Origin of the sequence: Allofournierella massiliensis, assembly GCF_004345265.1 — a bacterium.
In the GTDB taxonomy this organism is placed as follows: Bacteria; Bacillota; Clostridia; order Oscillospirales; family Ruminococcaceae; genus Allofournierella; species Allofournierella massiliensis.
The window spans coordinates 100,593-115,441 of sequence record NZ_SLUM01000010.1; the positions used below are offsets into that span (position 1 = coordinate 100,593).

Genomic DNA, 14,849 nt, shown 5'->3' on the forward strand with positions numbered 1-14,849 from the left:
ATGCAGGCACTGGGAATGATCGAAACCAGAGGGCTGCTGGCCTCCATTGAAGCGGCGGACGCCATGCTCAAGGCGGCGGATGTGACCCTTCTGGATCGTACCAAGGTGGGCGGCGGACTGGTGACCATCTCGGTCACCGGCGACGTGGCGGCGGTCAAGGCCGCCGTGGGCGCGGGCGCTGCCGCCGCCGAACGGCTGGGTGGCGGGCTTCTGGTCACACAGCATGTGATCGCCCGCCCCCAGCAGGACGTGGAGCCGCTCTTCCGCCCGCCGGAGGAAAAAGCGGCGAAACCGGAAGAGATTCCGGAGGAGCAACCGTCTGATGAGGGCGGTGAGGAACCCCTGCCGCAGGAGCCTGAGCCGACTCAGGAGCTGGAACAGGAACCGGAGCAGCCGGAGCAAAAGCAGGCGGTGGGCCAGATCAGCCGGGAATGGTGCGACGCACTGTTCCGGCAGGAGGGAACCGCCCGCCTGATGGAAGTGCTGGGCAGCTGTTCGGTGGTAAAGCTCCGCTATCTGGCAAGGAGCTATCCGGAATTTGAAATTGCGGGCAGAGCGATCTCCAAGGCAAACCGCTCCCGCCTGCTCAAGGAATTTGAACGCTGGTATGACCGGCAGGCCGCGGAACAAACGGCGCAATAAAACGACTGGGCAAAGAACCAGGGAAAGGATAAAACAATGGAACAGTTTGATCTGGATCTGCGCTCCATCCAGGAGGCCAGAGATCTGGCCCGCAAGGGTGCCGCCGCCGCAAAGCAGATGGCGGGATACACCAGCGAGCAGATCGATCGGATTCTGAAGAGCATGGTGGAGGCCGCGCGTGAGCACGCCGCCTGTCTGGGCAAGATGGCAGTGGAGGAGACCGGCTTCGGCAAGGCGCTGGACAAGGCCTACAAAAACCACGCCGCCTCGGTGCTGCTGTACGAGGACATCAAGGACATGAAGACCGTGGGCATCATCTCCGAGGACCCGGAAAAGAAGATTCTGGAGGTTGCGGCTCCGGCTGGTCTGATCATGGGTATCGTGCCCTCCACCAACCCCACCTCCACCGTGATCTACAAGTCCATGATCGCCATCAAGGCGGGCAACGCCATCGTGTTCTCGCCCCATCCCTCGGCTGCAAAATGCACCCTGAAGGCCGCCGAGGTCATGCGCGAAGCTGCCATCAAGGCAGGTGCTCCGGAAGGTGTCATCGGCTGTGTGTCCATGCCCACCATGGCAGCCACCAATGAGCTGATGCACTGCAAGGAGGTTGCGCTCATCATCGCCACCGGCGGCCCCGGCATGGTAAAGGCCGCATACAGCGCAGGCAAGCCCGCCATCGGCGTGGGCGCGGGCAACTCTCCCGCCTACATCGAGCGCTCGGCAGATGTGAAGGCCGCTGTGGATGCCATCATGGCCAGCAAGACCTTCGACAACGGCACCATTTGTGCCTCCGAGCAGTCCATCATCTGCGAGACCTGCAACCGTCAGCAGGTGGTGGATGAGCTGAAGCGCCAGGGCGCTTACTTCATGACCCGCGAGGAGACCGAAAAGGTCTGCCGCCTGCTGTTCAAGAACGGCCACGCCATGAACGCCAAGTTCGTGGGCCGTACCCCGGACGTGATCGCACAGGCCGCGGGCATCTCCATCCCCATGGGCACCCGGGTGCTGATCGGTGAGCAGGATGGTGTGGGTGAGGGCTACCCCCTCTCTTACGAGAAGCTGACCACCGTTCTGGCCTTCTACACCGTGGAGGACTGGAAGCAGGCCTGCGAGCTGAGCATGCAGCTGCTGCAGAACGGCATCGGCCATACCATGAGCCTGCACACCCAGAACGAGGACATCGTCCGCAAATTCGCGGTGAAGCCTGCTTCCCGCATTCTGGTGAACACCGGCGGCAGCATGGGCGGCACCGGCATCAGCACCGGCCTGAACGTGGCCTTCACTCTGGGCTGCGGCACCTGTGGCGGCAGCTCGGTATCCGAGAACGTGAGCCCCCTGAACCTGATCAACGTGAAGAAGGTGGCCTACGGTCTGAAGAACTGCGCCACCCTGCTGCAGGACGACAAGTCCTTCTGCCACCCCGATCTGGGCCGCACCGCAGCTCCCGCTGCGGAATGCTGCAGCCAGCGCCCGCTGGACTTCAGCCCTGCGGACATCGTGGCCTCCTTCGAGAGGCGGCAGGGCTGCCCCAGCTGCGGCGCAGCGGTGCAGGAATCCAGCATCGACACTCCGGAGCAGCTGAAAAACGCTTCTCAGGGCTTCACCGATGACGCTCATCTGGCGGAGCTGGTTCGGAACCTGATCGCTTCCATGAATCACTGATTTGGAAAGGAGCGGCGAACCAATGAGTCAATGCGATGAACTGCTGGCGCTGCTGATGGAAGCAGTGAAGCAGCAGGCAGCTCCCGGCGGGGAAGAGAAGCAGATTCCGGTGGGTGTTTCCAACCGGCATGTGCACCTTTCCCAAAGTGATCTGGACCGGCTGTTCGGACCCGGCCACACGCTGGAGAAGATGAAGGATCTTTCCCAGCCCGGCCAGTACGCCTGCAAGGAGACGGTCACCGTCTGCGGCCCCAAGGGTGTGATCGAAAAGGTGCGCATCCTTGGCCCGGTACGCAGCCAGACCCAGGTGGAAATCCTGGCAGCCGACTGCTTCAAGCTGGGCGTGAAAGCCCCCATCCGCCTGTCCGGTGATCTGGACGGCACCCCGGGCGTCACGCTGGTGGGCCCGAAGGGCTCGGTGCAGACCGAAAAGGGCGTGATGATCGCCCAGCGCCACATCCACATGCACCCGAAGGACGCCGAGAAATTCGGCGTGCACGACGGCCAGTGGGTGGACCTGCAGGTGGACGGCCTGCGGGGCGGCGTGCTGAAAAACACTGTAATCCGTGTGACCGGCGAATCCGCGCTGGAATGTCATGTGGATACCGAAGAGGCGAATGCTCTGGGCCTTGGCTCCGCGTCGTCTGTTCGGATCGTATAAACAACATTTGCTGAATCAAACATTATAAAATTTTCAGGAGGAAATTATTATGAAGTACGATGCTCTGGGTATGATCGAGACTAAGGGTCTGGTAGGTTCCATCGAAGCGGCCGACGCCATGGTAAAGGCTGCCAACGTCACCCTGATCGGCAAGGAATTCATCGGCGGCGGTCTGGTTACCGTGATGGTTCGCGGCGACGTGGGCGCCGTGAAGGCTGCCACCGACGCCGGTGCCGCCGCTGCTCAGCGCGTGGGCGAGCTGGTATCCGTTCATGTGATCCCCCGCCCCCATGCCGAGGTGGAGACCATCCTGCCTTCCGTGAAGGAAAACTAAATTTATCTTCCCCCATTTTTCTTCTCACAGCACGGAATCCATAGAGCAGAACGGCCCCCGAAGGATTTTCCTTCGGGGGCCGTTTCTGCGTATGTGATTAAGAAAATGTTTAGAGCTGCAGGTGTATCATCTTTACCATGGAGAATCGGTCAGAAAGCTTCATGTTGAGCCGTGTGGATAATTTTAGCCCGGTTCTGGGGATATGGCAATAGAAGGGTTCTTCTGTAAGGACCTGAAGTCGATAACCGGTTTTGATGGCCAACTCCTGGGCGGTATCCACCGCAAAAAACATCTGCACATTGGAGTGGCCGACCTGTTTCATGTATTTTTTCTGTATCATCAAAAGCCCGGTGCTGCTTACGGCGTCGAAGACAAGCTCAATATTTCCGTAAGCAGCCAGCATCCGAAACAGACGCAGAATTTGAGTTTCTTCAAAGTAATGGAATAATCCGCCTGCGGTTACAAGCAAAGGTGTGTGCGGCAGCTCTGTGCGGATCCGATGAATCCATGTTTCAGAAAAAGCATCTCCGGCGATAAGGTGCTCCCGTTCCGGCTCTCCAAGCAGTTCTTTTCGGAAGTCAATCACATGGGGCAGATCCAACGCATACCAGAGGGTCCGCCCGTTGTCGCAGCGGAAATAGGCTGTTTCCAGTCCGCAGCCCAGTTGAACGATTGCACCGTCCGGTTTGCGTGTTAAAAAGTTTCGGACAAAACGGTCCATGTTGGCTGCCCGGCAGGCGGAGGCAAGCAGTGCATATTGGCTCTGATGGGGTTGTTCTGTGAGGGGAAGCTGCAGCTTCAGGTTCAGCGCACTCTTATCGTACAGGATATGCGGGTATCGTTCACTGGCGTATATTCTGCCCAACAGAGGAATAAATAGCGTGTCTTCTATGATTCCGAATTTTGACATGGCGGCTCCTCTTATCTGTTCAAATGACGGATTCTAAGCAGCTTGCGCCGCACGGATATCCGTGCGGCGCAAACTGTTTTCAGGAGTTCAGCAGTTCCAGAAGCTGCGGAAGGTTCTTTTTACCAAAGAGAATTTGTTCGCCGTCGTTGACTACCAGGCAGGGAACGCTCATTACCTGGTATTTCTCTCGCAGATCGGGGAAATGGTTCAGGTCATATACCTGTGCCGTCACCTGAGGATGAGCCGCGGCCAGACGCTGGGAAGCGGTCACCAGCTCCGGGCACATGGTGCAGGATAGGGAGACCAGCACCTGAAGCTTCACAGGCTTTTGCAGCGCCTGAATGGCCGATTCGGTCTGTGGGTCCAGGCTCTGGCCGGGCCCGGCAGCATTGTACAGGCCCAGAACGAAGGAGGTGAACTCATGCCCGCCGGGTACGCCGTGGAAAGCAAGCCCGGTCCAGCTGCCATCCTCGCGGCAGATCTGCACACAGGGCAGGTGTTCCGCTCCGGACGGAGCGACAATCTCCACCGTCAGCTTGTCGGTGTGGGCGGCCAACTCTTCCATATACCCGCGCAGCTCCCGGGATACGGCGGTCTGATCCAGGTAGAGGCGAAGAATCAGGGAAGAGGACATCCGCTCAAAAAGGGTGCGAAGCTGCGCAGCCATCTCCTCGCTGATAAGCTCACCGCCGCCGGAAACGGGTTCCGGGTCTGCGCCGCGTGCTGTCGGCTGCGTGGGATGAATCCCGGTTTTGGCCTGCATGGCGGCGCAGAGCAGCTCCAGCTGAGTGGCAGCCAGAGCGCCGTCTCCCACGGCAGTGACCACCTGGCGCAGCGGCTTGACGCACACATCTCCGGCGGCATACAGCCCGTCCGCCGAGGTTTTCTGGCTGCGATCCGTGAGGATGTAGCCCTGCTCGTCCAGTTCTGCCACACCCCGGGCGAGATCGGTGGAGGGGGAGTAACCAGCAAAGACGAATACGCCGAAGGTTTCTCCCTCCGCCGCCCGGTGCTCGGTTTCCTGTCCGGTTTTCGTGTTACGGATCCGGATGCGGCGGGGAGCGGTATCGCCGGAAAGCTCCACCACCACGGTGTTGGTCAGGATGCTGATTTTTTCGTGATTCCGGGCAGCATCCGCCACAGCCTGCGCACAGGTGAAGTATTCCTCCCGGATCAGGATGGTCACATGGCGGGCATATTTGGTGAGAAATACGCTTTCCTCCGCAGCAGCAAAACCGCCGCCCACCACAAAAACATCCTTGCCGGTAAAGAATTCACCGTCGCAGGTGGCGCAGTATGCCACACCCCGGCCTCGGAACTGTTCCTCTCCGGGAAAGCCGATCATGCGAGGATGCGCGCCGGTGGCCAGCAGTACGCCGAAGCACTGCAAGGGCCCCCGGCTGGTCTGCACGGTTTTGATCTCGCCGGTCATGTCCAGCGCCGTAACCTCTGCCAGCAGAAACTCTGCGCCGAAATGCTCCGCCTGTTTGCGCATGGTTTCGGTAAGCTGGGTGCCGCTGGTGCGCTCCACGCCGGGATAGTTGACCACCTCGGAGGTGATGGTGATCTGCCCGCCGAAATGGTCCTTTTCCACCACAACCACCCGGTAACGGGCCCGTGCCAGATAGAGAGCGGCGGTAAGCCCGGCCGGGCCGCCGCCGATAACGATTACATCGTAGAAATTGTTCATACTGAAACCCATTTGCCCATGGCCCGAAAAGGGCCATGGGTCTTTGTCAGGAGTGTGATTGGCAACCGTTTTCTCGTTACAGCTGGCCCACCAGATCCAGGCTGGGCTTCAGAGTCTCTGCGCCGGGCTTCCACTTGGCGGGACATACCTCGTCACCGTGCTTTGCCACGAACTGACAGGCCTGAACCTTGCGCAGCAGCTCATCGGCGTTGCGGCCTACGTTGCCTGCGTTTACCTCATAGGCCACAATTTTGCCTTCCGGATTCACGATAAAGCTGCCGCGCTCCGCCAGACCGTCGGCCTCAATGTATACCTCAAAATCCTTTGCCAGGCAATGAGTAGGATCTGCCAGCATGGGGTACCGGATCTTCTGAATGCGCTCGGAAGCATCGTGCCAGGCCTTGTGGACAAAGTGGGTGTCGCAGGAAACTGCGTAGATCTCGCAATCCGCTGCCTGGAACTTCTCGTAAAGATTTGCCAGATCCTCCAGCTCGGTGGGGCAGACAAAGGTAAAGTCAGCGGGATAGAAGAAGAAAACGCTCCATTTGCCCAGCACATCCGCCTTGCTCACAGCGCGGAAGGCGTTGTCCTGGTAACACTGGACGGTAAAATCGGCAATTTCTTTCTGAATCAGGGACATAGAAGTGTACCTCCATTTCAATGTGATTTTGATGCTGGCCTGCAAATGCGAACCATTACTGAAATTATATGCAAACGCAGTAGAACCGTCCAGTTGTGATTGGAAACAGTTTCTTTCTTTTCTTGCACACCCGAAAAAACAGGTGCGGCGGATTTTACGATAAATTAACGAAAGCATGGCGGAAGCTGGGTGCAAAACCCGTTAGCATAGGAAAAGGGTGTGGATGAATCCAGAATCCTAATTCTAGCTTGAAGGAAAAGGAGAGCGCTTTATGAGAGACACATGGAAGCGTAGACTGGTGGCGGGAATCATGGCCGCCACAATGGCTGCGTCAATGTTTCCCGGCGGGCTGACGGTTGCGGCCGAGGAAGGAACAACCGCCGGAGTCCCTTATAACCAGGATGGGGGATATGATGTAACGGTCCCTCATGTTCTGGTCAATCAGGTGTACGGCGGAAGCGATGACGGTTATGCCAGCCACAGCTTTATTGAACTGTACAATCCCTGTGATGCGGCGGTGGATCTGACCGGCTGGGAGCTGCAGTACCGCTCCAGTACAGACGGCGGAGACACTGCCTGGCACGAGCTTTCCCTGACCGGAACGATTCCGGCAAAGGGCTATTATCTGGTGCGCTGTGCGGCGGTTGCCGATCCTTCCGGAGACTATCAGGTTCCGGCCGGAGACCAGGAATGGGAGGTTGCCCTTCACAACAAGGGTGTGGCAGTGGCGCTGTTCAGCCAGGATGTGACTCTGGAGGAAACCTTCTCCGGAGCAATCACAGACGAAAACCGTCCGCAGGGATATGTGGATCTTCTGGCGGTTCAGGGAAATGATGCCGAAGAGGCGCAGATCCCTCCGGCGTATGAAGGTGCGTATTCCGATATCCAGTCCAAGAAAAAGGCAGTCCGCAGAAATGCGTTCACGGATACAGACAACAATCAGACTGACGGCGGCGAGGTCAGCTATGCGGATACAGTGGACGCCGAGCAGGGCCCGCATAACTCCAGCGGGGAAACCGGCAGTGTAACACCGTCCGAGCCGGAAGGCGAACCCCTGCGCACCGGCAGCTTTGAGGAAAACGCAGCCCTCACGCTGGAGCGGCTGAACAGTGTGGCCATCGGAGCGGCAAATAAGGATGGCGGCGTTGCAGAGATCGTTTCCTACAATGCGGACACCGGTGAAGCCTATGTGGTCAATGGTCAGGATGGACTTTTGTACCGCCTGGCTGTTTCGGAAACCGGGCTGGCCATCAAGGACGTCAAGGATATGCGGGGCCTGGTGGAGGGCTTTGCCTATGGCGATATGACCAGCGTGGCCGTGGATACGGTCAATGATCACATTGCGGTGGCGCTTCAGGCGGCAGGCTATGCGGACAATGGCCGCATCGTTCTGCTGGATTATGATTTCAACATGATCGCGGCCTATGAAACCGGTGTTCAGCCGGATATGGTTACCTTCACCCACAATGGCCGCATGATCCTTTCCGCCAACGAAGGCGAGCCCCGGGAGGGCTACGGGGAAGGCACGGTTGATCCCGCCGGCTCGGTTTCCATTGTGGATCTGGTGGAGGATACCGTGACCACCGCCGGGTTTGAAGCCTTCGACGCAGCGGAGCTGGCCGCAAACGGCGTGCTCATAGGCGTTGTAAACGGCCAGATGAACACCGCCGCAGCGGATCTGGAACCGGAGTATATCGCGGTTTCCCCCGATGATGCCAAGGCATATGTTTCCCTGCAGGAAGCAAACGCCATTGCTACGGTGGATCTGAACAGCAAGACCATCACCTCGGTCAGGAGCATGGGCTTCAAGGATCTGAGCCTGGAGCAAAATGCCATCGATCTGGTGGAGGACAAAAAGTACGAAGCCAAAACATATCCGGGTGCGTTGGGCGTTTACATGCCGGATGCCATCAGCGTTTTTGCGGCAAACGGCACCAGCTATCTGGTAACGGCCAACGAGGGCGACGCACGGGAATGGGGCGACTATGTCAACGAGGCAAAGGCGACCCTGACCGCCTCCGATGGCTCCCAGGCGGAAAAGGTGCGTGTGCTGGACAAAGGCTGCACCACCGTACCGGATGCCGCCAAGGAATACCTTTACGGCGGCCGCTCCTTCGCCATTTATAATGCGGATACCATGGAGCTGGTCTACGAGAGCGGGAATGATTTTGAGGCAAAGACTGCCGTCTATCTTCCCAGCTGGTTCAACTGCTCCAACGACAATACGGATATTGACGATCGCAGCGCGAAGAAGGGCCCGGAATCGGAATCCGTTACCGTGGGTCAGATCGGCAGCTGCACTTATGCGTTTATTGCACTGGAGCGCATCGGCGGTGTTATGGTCTACGATGTGACCGACCCGGCCAATGCCAGCTATGTGAACTATATCAATACCCGTGATTTCAGCGAGGCAATCAAGGAGGATGTGTCCCCGGAGGGACTGTGCTTCCTCTCCCTGAACGGCAAGCCGATGCTGCTGGCAGCATGTGAGGTTTCCGGCACCGTTGCGGCCTACTCCTTCGGAGGCAGCGCGGCTGGTAATGTGCCGGAGGGCCCGGACTACGAGCCCATTCCGAACAATGCTGTGATTCTGTACACAAACGACGTCCACTGTGCCATGGAGGATTATTCCGCCCTGGCAGCCTACCGGCAGCAGATGCTGGACGAGGGCTATTCCACCATTACCATCGACGCGGGCGACGCGGTGCAGGGCGAGGTGATCGGAACTCTGACCGAAGGCTCGGCCATTGTGGAGCTGATGAATTCCGTGGGCTACGATTATGCGGTGCCCGGTAACCACGAGTTCGACTACGGCATGGATGTATTCAAGCAGCTTTCCGGGCAGACGGAAGCGGATGTGATGCCGGAATATGAATATCTGAGCGCCAATTTCGTGGATCTGAAGACCGACGATACGGTGTTTGATGCATATGATATGGTGTCTGTTGCGGGTCAGAAGGTGGCCTTCCTGGGAATTGCCACCCCGGAGACCTATACAAAATCCACACCTGCCTATTTCCAGGACGAAAACGGAAACTACATCTACAGCTTCTGCGAGGATGCGTTTTACGAGACCATTCAGAATGCGGTGAACGCCGCCAGAGCAGAGGGTGCAGAGCTGGTCATCGCGGTGGGTCACCTGGGAACCGACGCAGGTTCGGAGCCCTGGCGTTCCACCGATGTGATCGCCAATACCACGGGCATCGATGCGTTCATTGACGCACATTCTCACAGCACCATTACGGACGAAGCGGTCAAGAACAAAAATGGGGAAGACGTTCTGCTCACCTCCACCGGCACTAAGTTTGAAAACTTCGGCAAAATGACCATCTACGCGGATGGCAGCATTACCAGCCAGCTTCTCAAGCCGGAGGAGGTGGATGTGGACGCCACCGCTTCTTCTCTGGCAGCCTACGAGGAGACTCAGGCAATCATCGATAAGTATGAGGAAATGCAGGAGTTCACCTACGAGGAGCTGGGCTCCACGGAAGCGGCTCTGACCACCGTGGATCCGACCACCGGCGACCGGATTATCCGCAACCGGGAAACCAACCTGGGCAACTTTGTGGCGGATGCCTATCAGGTGACCACCGGCGCGGACATTGCCTTTGCCAATGGCGGCGGAATTCGCGCAAATGTGGACAAGGGCATTGTGACCCGGAAAAATCTGATGGATGTGAACGCATTCGGCAATACCATGTGCGTGCTGAAGGTTACCGGTCAGCAGATTCTGGATGCGCTGGAATGGAGCGCCCATGCCCCGCTGAATGAGGAGGGCACCGGTCTGACGGAAAATGGCGGCTTTATGCACACCGCCGGTCTGACCTATGAGATCAATCTCCATGTGAAGGAAAGCCCGGTTCTGACCGACAGTCAGGGCGTATACACCGGCATCGATGCCTCCAAGCCCCGCCGGGTGCAGAATGTGAAGGTGAACGGCAAAGCCATTGATCCGGCGGCTTTCTATACGCTGGCAGGCAGCGCGTATACCCTGCAGAGCGGTGGTGATGGCTACACCATGTTCAAGGGTGCGGAAGTGGTACAGGAGGATTGCGGAAAGGATCAGGATCTGCTGATCCGCTACCTGCAGAATGATCTGAAGGGTATGATCTCTGCGGCGCAGTACGGCAATCCCTACGGTCAGGGCCGCATCAAGCTGATCGACGCAGCCTCCGAGGAGGCACATCGCTTCGTGGAAACCGAGCGTGTGGAAGCGACCGGCGATCAGGACGGCTACATCAAGTATGTGTGCAGCATCTGCGGAGAAACAAAAACCGAGGTGCTGCCGAAGCTGGGCCCGACGGCAACTCCTTCCACCGACGATAGCAGTTCGTCTCAGGAATCCGTTTCCCAGGATGCTTCCGGCGCGAACAGCACCACTGCCGCACCCAAACCGGCAAATGGGCCTCAGACCGGCGACTCGGCCAATCTGGTGGTCTGGGTTGGCGTGCTGCTGCTGGCGTCTGCCGGAATGATCGGTACCGTGGTTTACAGCAAAAAGCAAAAGGAAAAGTACTGAGCATTCGCTGAGTAAAAGACAAAAGGAGCGATACCGCCGCTTTCGGGTATATTCCGACGGCATTCTGGAATACAGCCAGTGGAAGGAAGAGCTCTTCTGGCAGGATGATGAGCAGGAAAAAATTGCCCGGGCGTTTCAGGATGATCGCGGAAAAGTAGATCCTCATGTGGAGGGACTGGTCTATCAGGATCCCGATAATATCCATGTGATCCGAAAAACAGATCGGTACACATTGCCGGAAATCACTCTGCTGCAGGAACTGTTGGCTCGAACCCCCAATGGCGAACAGTTGAGCGTGGAGCCTCTGGCAGCGGTTGTGCAGAATATGTTTTCTGATGCCCCGGAAAAAGAGCGGCAGGCACTGGAGATCATTTACAGCGATCTGTTGGCGCTTGCTCCGCAAGCCACACGCAAACAACTGTCCAGTTGCCTGAGACTTCGCACGGTATTGGGGCGGCGGGTGAATGAGGAAATCTTCGCACGCACTGGTGTGCTGCTCGGCAGCGGAATGAAGCAGAACAAAACAAAGGAACAACTTTTTGCAGGGACGTTGGATATCCGCCTGTTTACACAGGACGATGCCCAATACTATTACAGCGGCCCTTGCGGTCAGTCATTGCAACAATCGCTGGCGCGTGCGTGCTGCATCCGCAAGGTCACAGCCACTGGCGGACAACCTCAGTTTGCGGAGTATCTGCCCCTGATGGAGGTGGATTTTGTGCGCGCCAGTGCGTGGACGGTGCTTCCGTTTCCCTTCAAATATCTGCGCGAATGGAAGCCGCAATAAGCGTGCAAATCAACACCTGTTGCCTTTCACCGAACATCAGTAAGCCCCCTGACGCAGGTTCCCTGTATCAGGGGGCTGTTGCTTTTCCTTGGGACGAAACCGTGAAATGTAAAACTCCCGGGAACATTGAATTGTTCCCGGGAGTTTTACAGGTGTGATGTGGAGAAATTATATAGAAAGAAGGATAGCAAAGTTCAAAATCTGAAATAAATTGTGCCTTGCACTCTGCTGCAATCACATCGCCGCATTGATGGCAGCAATTGCACCATCGGATACAGCGGTAGCCACCTGCCGGACCTGCTTGACGCGGATGTCGCCGGCCGCATAGACACCGGGAATGGCGGTTTCCATCTTCTCGTTGGTGGGAATGTAGCCATCCTGCAGCGTCAGTTCCGTGTAGAGTTCGGTGTTGGGCACAACACCGGCGTAAACGAAGATTCCGCAGCCGGGATCTTCCACGCTCTCGATGCTGCCGTCGTGCACGTTGGCAATTTCCAGACGCTCCACCTGATCCTGACCATAAACGGCATGAAGCCGGGAAGCCAGCCGCAGAGAAATGTTGTTGGTGGCAGCGATCTTCTGGAGAAACTCCGGGATACAGCCCAGCTGCTCCTCGAAGTGAATGATGGTCAGATGCTTGGCAAAGGAAGCCAGATACAATGCCTCTTTCACGGCACCATCGGCGCCGCCCACCACATAGACATTTTGGCCTTTATAAGCAGCACCGTCCCGGGCGGCATTCATTCCCATTCCTTTGCCCGCCAGTTCGATTTCACCGGGAATGCCCAGTTTGCGGGGTGTACCGCCGTTGGCCAGGATGACCCGCCGGGCTTCGTAAGTGCCCTGATCAGTGGTCACGGTCTTGATATCCCCGCTCAGCTTTACGCCGGTCACGGCAGCCTGAACAATCTCAACACCGGCGTTCAGTGCCTGCTCCTTCATGCGGGCGGCAAAGGTGGCGCCGGTTTCCTGGGACTGAATGGCCGTGTAATGAGTAACGGTGGAAACCTTTCCGATGATGCCGCCCACCCGGGCTTTTTCCAGAACCAGTGTGCGCTGGCCGCGGCTGACTGCATAAATGCCGGCGCTGATACCGGCAGGACCTGCACCGATAATGATAATGTCATACATAGTGATCCGTTTCCTTTCTGTTTGTGGCAGGCCCGGCAAAATCGGGGCCAATGCCTGGTTTTGAAAATGTGGAGGATCAGACGCGGCAGGCCTGGTCCGGCATTGCTCATCTGCCAGAAAAAGATTTTTGAGGTTTCTCTGCATCCCTTCCTGAGCTGCCTTGATTATATCGCACTTTGTTGATAAAATAAAATGAAGAATTATTATACGTCGATAAATCTGCGTAATAGGTGATGTGCAATGCTGGATCCTCGCTGGAATACCTTTCTTGTCTTGTGCGAAACCATGAATTATACCCGGGCGGCCGAGCGGCTTTGTCTGACACAGCCCGCTGTGACCCACCACATCCATTATCTGGAGGATCACTATGGGTGCCGGCTCTTTTCCTATGAGGGAAAGGTGCTTCGCCTGACGGAAGCCGGGGTGAAACTGCGGGAGTATACCCGTTCTCTGGCCTACAACAGCCGGAAGGTGGAGGAATCCATGATGGCGCCAAAGCCGCTTTCGCTGCGGATTGGAGCGTCCAAAACAATAGGAGAATTCGTGGTTGCTCCCAAGGTGGAACGTTTTCTGCGGGATTATCCCGAAGCGTCTTTTTCCTTGAGTGTGGACAACACTCAGGTTCTGCTCCGGATGCTGGAAGCGGGGAAGCTGGACTTTGTGCTGGTGGAAGGCTTTTTTGAGGGTAGCCGGTATGAAACTACTTTGTATCGGAAAGAGGAGTTTTTCGGCATCTGCCCGCCGGGGCACCGGTTTGCAGGCAGGGCCATATCCCTGACGGAACTGGAATCGGAGCGGATTCTGATCCGGGAACCCGGTTCCGGTACCCGGGCCATCTTTGAAGAAGCGCTGCGGCGGGAAAATCGCACCCTCAAAAGCTATCCGAATGTGGCGACCATCAGCGATTTTTCCACCATCAAATCGCTGGTGGCGGATGGATTGGGTGTCTCGTTCCTGTATGCCCCGGCGGTATCCGGAGAACTGGAGCGCGGAGAGCTGGTTCGCTTTGACCTGGCAGGGCTGCCCATGAGCGGGGCATTCTCCTTTGTGTGCCTGAAAGACAACCTTTTTGCTGCGGACTGGATTGCGTGGATGCAGTGATGTTGCGCCCGGGAACATGGGCTGCAAGGTTTGCATGCAGAACAAAGGGGGAGCGTAAAAGTGCTTGCGCTTTTGTCCGGAATACCGTATATTATAGATGTGTTAAAAAATGAGCAATGTTGCTTTTTTGAAAGGCTTCAGGCCGCACATGCGTTTGCCGAAGATGCAAAAAACGGCACACGGTATCGGATTGGCCGGAGCTTATTGGAAGGAATGAGAAAAGAGAGATGAAAGCGGATACCGCGTGTCAGGCAAGATTCTTTTCAGAAATGTCGGAGCACCAGATTTTGGCCCGGGAATTTTTCTCCACTGTGTTGCTGGATTCCCTGCATAAGAATTTCGGGTGGGAAAAAGCAGTCATTTCCTATTTTGATACAAAAGGAAAGTTCCTTTCCTGGACAAGCTGGCGGGGAATCCTGCTGGACTGCAAGGAGCATCCCTACCGAAAATTTGCCGAGAACGATATTGTCCGCTACAAAATCTACAATGAGGCGGTCAAAACCGGGCTGACCTATTTTAACGTGACGCCGCAGCTTTATAAGGCGACGGACATCATCACAGCGGTCGATTACGAACAGTCGGCGCATGTGAAGTTTCTGGAAGAGAATTTCAATGCGCATTACAGCATGACTCTGGCCTTCGGCATCAATGCTTACATTCAGGTTTCCTTTCTGAAAACAAAGTCTGCAAATAAAAAGTCAACAGGGAATTGAGGAAAGTTTGCAACCTTAGTAGGAGGCGAAAGAGAGCAAAACAAAAAGACCGCCGC

The 14,849-nt window shown here is 56.8% G+C and carries 12 protein-coding genes; 8 read left to right on the plus strand and 4 right to left on the minus strand.

Annotated elements, in window-relative coordinates; all coding sequences use genetic code 11:
* Genes EDD77_RS18665 through eutM form a run of 4 tightly spaced genes read left to right on the plus strand, consistent with a single transcriptional unit; the run spans position 1 to position 3,302 of the window.
* Positions 1 to 642 (plus strand): BMC domain-containing protein, encoded by a 642-nt coding sequence (locus tag EDD77_RS18665; RefSeq protein ID WP_058965093.1) that lies wholly within the window; start codon positions 1 to 3, stop codon positions 640 to 642.
* 36 nt (positions 643 to 678) lie between these two features.
* Positions 679 to 2,307 carry an acetaldehyde dehydrogenase (acetylating) gene (locus EDD77_RS07575; RefSeq protein ID WP_058965092.1) on the plus strand — a complete coding sequence of 543 codons (1,629 nt, stop codon included), beginning with the start codon at positions 679 to 681 and terminating at the stop codon, positions 2,305 to 2,307.
* Positions 2,308 to 2,329: 22 nt separating this feature from the next.
* Entirely contained in the window at positions 2,330 to 2,968 is a 639-nt protein-coding gene (locus EDD77_RS07580; protein WP_058965091.1) for a phosphate propanoyltransferase, read from the plus strand.
* A 49-nt stretch (positions 2,969 to 3,017) separates the two neighbouring features.
* The gene (gene eutM / locus EDD77_RS07585; RefSeq protein ID WP_058965090.1) at positions 3,018 to 3,302 is read left to right on the plus strand and encodes an ethanolamine utilization microcompartment protein EutM; all 285 of its coding nucleotides are present in this window, start codon (positions 3,018 to 3,020) and stop codon (positions 3,300 to 3,302) included.
* Positions 3,303 to 3,411: 109 nt separating this feature from the next.
* Here the strand turns inward: eutM and EDD77_RS07590 are convergent, their stop codons facing one another.
* The 3 genes from EDD77_RS07590 to ahpC form a co-directional block, all read right to left on the minus strand.
* Positions 3,412 to 4,212 carry a class I SAM-dependent methyltransferase gene (locus tag EDD77_RS07590; protein ID WP_058965089.1) on the minus strand — a complete coding sequence of 267 codons (801 nt, stop codon included), beginning with the start codon at positions 4,210 to 4,212 and terminating at the stop codon, positions 3,412 to 3,414.
* A gap of 79 nt (positions 4,213 to 4,291) precedes the next feature.
* Positions 4,292 to 5,902 carry an FAD-dependent oxidoreductase gene (locus EDD77_RS07595; RefSeq protein ID WP_243117488.1) on the minus strand — a complete coding sequence of 537 codons (1,611 nt, stop codon included), beginning with the start codon at positions 5,900 to 5,902 and terminating at the stop codon, positions 4,292 to 4,294.
* 76 nt (positions 5,903 to 5,978) lie between these two features.
* Positions 5,979 to 6,542 (minus strand): alkyl hydroperoxide reductase subunit C, encoded by a 564-nt coding sequence (gene ahpC, locus EDD77_RS07600; RefSeq protein ID WP_058965087.1) that lies wholly within the window; start codon positions 6,540 to 6,542, stop codon positions 5,979 to 5,981.
* A 271-nt stretch (positions 6,543 to 6,813) separates the two neighbouring features.
* Between ahpC and EDD77_RS07605 the strand changes: the two genes are divergently transcribed.
* Positions 6,814 to 11,061, plus strand: a complete 4,248-nt coding sequence (locus EDD77_RS07605; RefSeq protein ID WP_058965086.1) for a choice-of-anchor I family protein — start codon at positions 6,814 to 6,816, stop codon at positions 11,059 to 11,061.
* A gap of 166 nt (positions 11,062 to 11,227) precedes the next feature.
* Entirely contained in the window at positions 11,228 to 11,848 is a 621-nt protein-coding gene (locus EDD77_RS07610) for a hypothetical protein (RefSeq protein WP_058965085.1), read from the plus strand.
* A 234-nt stretch (positions 11,849 to 12,082) separates the two neighbouring features.
* On the opposite strand, the gene EDD77_RS07615 is transcribed toward EDD77_RS07610, so the two are convergent.
* A complete protein-coding gene (locus EDD77_RS07615) occupies positions 12,083 to 12,979 on the minus strand; it encodes an NAD(P)/FAD-dependent oxidoreductase (RefSeq protein WP_058965084.1) in 897 nt (298 codons plus the stop codon).
* A gap of 240 nt (positions 12,980 to 13,219) precedes the next feature.
* Here EDD77_RS07615 and EDD77_RS07620 point away from each other — a divergent pair, with 240 nt between their 5' ends.
* Together EDD77_RS07620 and EDD77_RS07625 are read left to right on the plus strand one after the other, a co-directional pair.
* A complete protein-coding gene (locus tag EDD77_RS07620) occupies positions 13,220 to 14,080 on the plus strand; it encodes a LysR family transcriptional regulator (protein WP_058965083.1) in 861 nt (286 codons plus the stop codon).
* A gap of 227 nt (positions 14,081 to 14,307) precedes the next feature.
* Positions 14,308 to 14,793 carry a hypothetical protein gene (locus EDD77_RS07625; RefSeq protein ID WP_058964965.1) on the plus strand — a complete coding sequence of 162 codons (486 nt, stop codon included), beginning with the start codon at positions 14,308 to 14,310 and terminating at the stop codon, positions 14,791 to 14,793.
* Positions 14,794 to 14,849: the final 56 nt, after the last annotated feature.

Excerpts from the sequence above, each read along its gene's own strand:
- EDD77_RS07580 (WP_058965091.1), top strand. The coding sequence starts at position 2,330 with ATGAGTCAATGCGATGAACTGCTGGCGCTGCTGATGGAAGCAGTGAAG.
- EDD77_RS07615 (WP_058965084.1), bottom strand. The coding sequence starts at position 12,979 with ATGTATGACATTATCATTATCGGTGCAGGTCCTGCCGGTATCAGCGCC.
- ahpC (WP_058965087.1), bottom strand. The coding sequence starts at position 6,542 with ATGTCCCTGATTCAGAAAGAAATTGCCGATTTTACCGTCCAGTGTTAC.
- EDD77_RS07620 (WP_058965083.1), top strand. The coding sequence starts at position 13,220 with ATGCTGGATCCTCGCTGGAATACCTTTCTTGTCTTGTGCGAAACCATG.
- EDD77_RS07590 (WP_058965089.1), bottom strand. The coding sequence starts at position 4,212 with ATGTCAAAATTCGGAATCATAGAAGACACGCTATTTATTCCTCTGTTG.
- EDD77_RS07605 (WP_058965086.1), top strand. The coding sequence starts at position 6,814 with ATGAGAGACACATGGAAGCGTAGACTGGTGGCGGGAATCATGGCCGCC.
- EDD77_RS18665 (WP_058965093.1), top strand. The coding sequence starts at position 1 with ATGCAGGCACTGGGAATGATCGAAACCAGAGGGCTGCTGGCCTCCATT.
- eutM (WP_058965090.1), top strand. The coding sequence starts at position 3,018 with ATGAAGTACGATGCTCTGGGTATGATCGAGACTAAGGGTCTGGTAGGT.
- EDD77_RS07595 (WP_243117488.1), bottom strand. The coding sequence starts at position 5,902 with ATGAACAATTTCTACGATGTAATCGTTATCGGCGGCGGCCCGGCCGGG.
- EDD77_RS07625 (WP_058964965.1), top strand. The coding sequence starts at position 14,308 with ATGAAAGCGGATACCGCGTGTCAGGCAAGATTCTTTTCAGAAATGTCG.
- EDD77_RS07575 (WP_058965092.1), top strand. The coding sequence starts at position 679 with ATGGAACAGTTTGATCTGGATCTGCGCTCCATCCAGGAGGCCAGAGAT.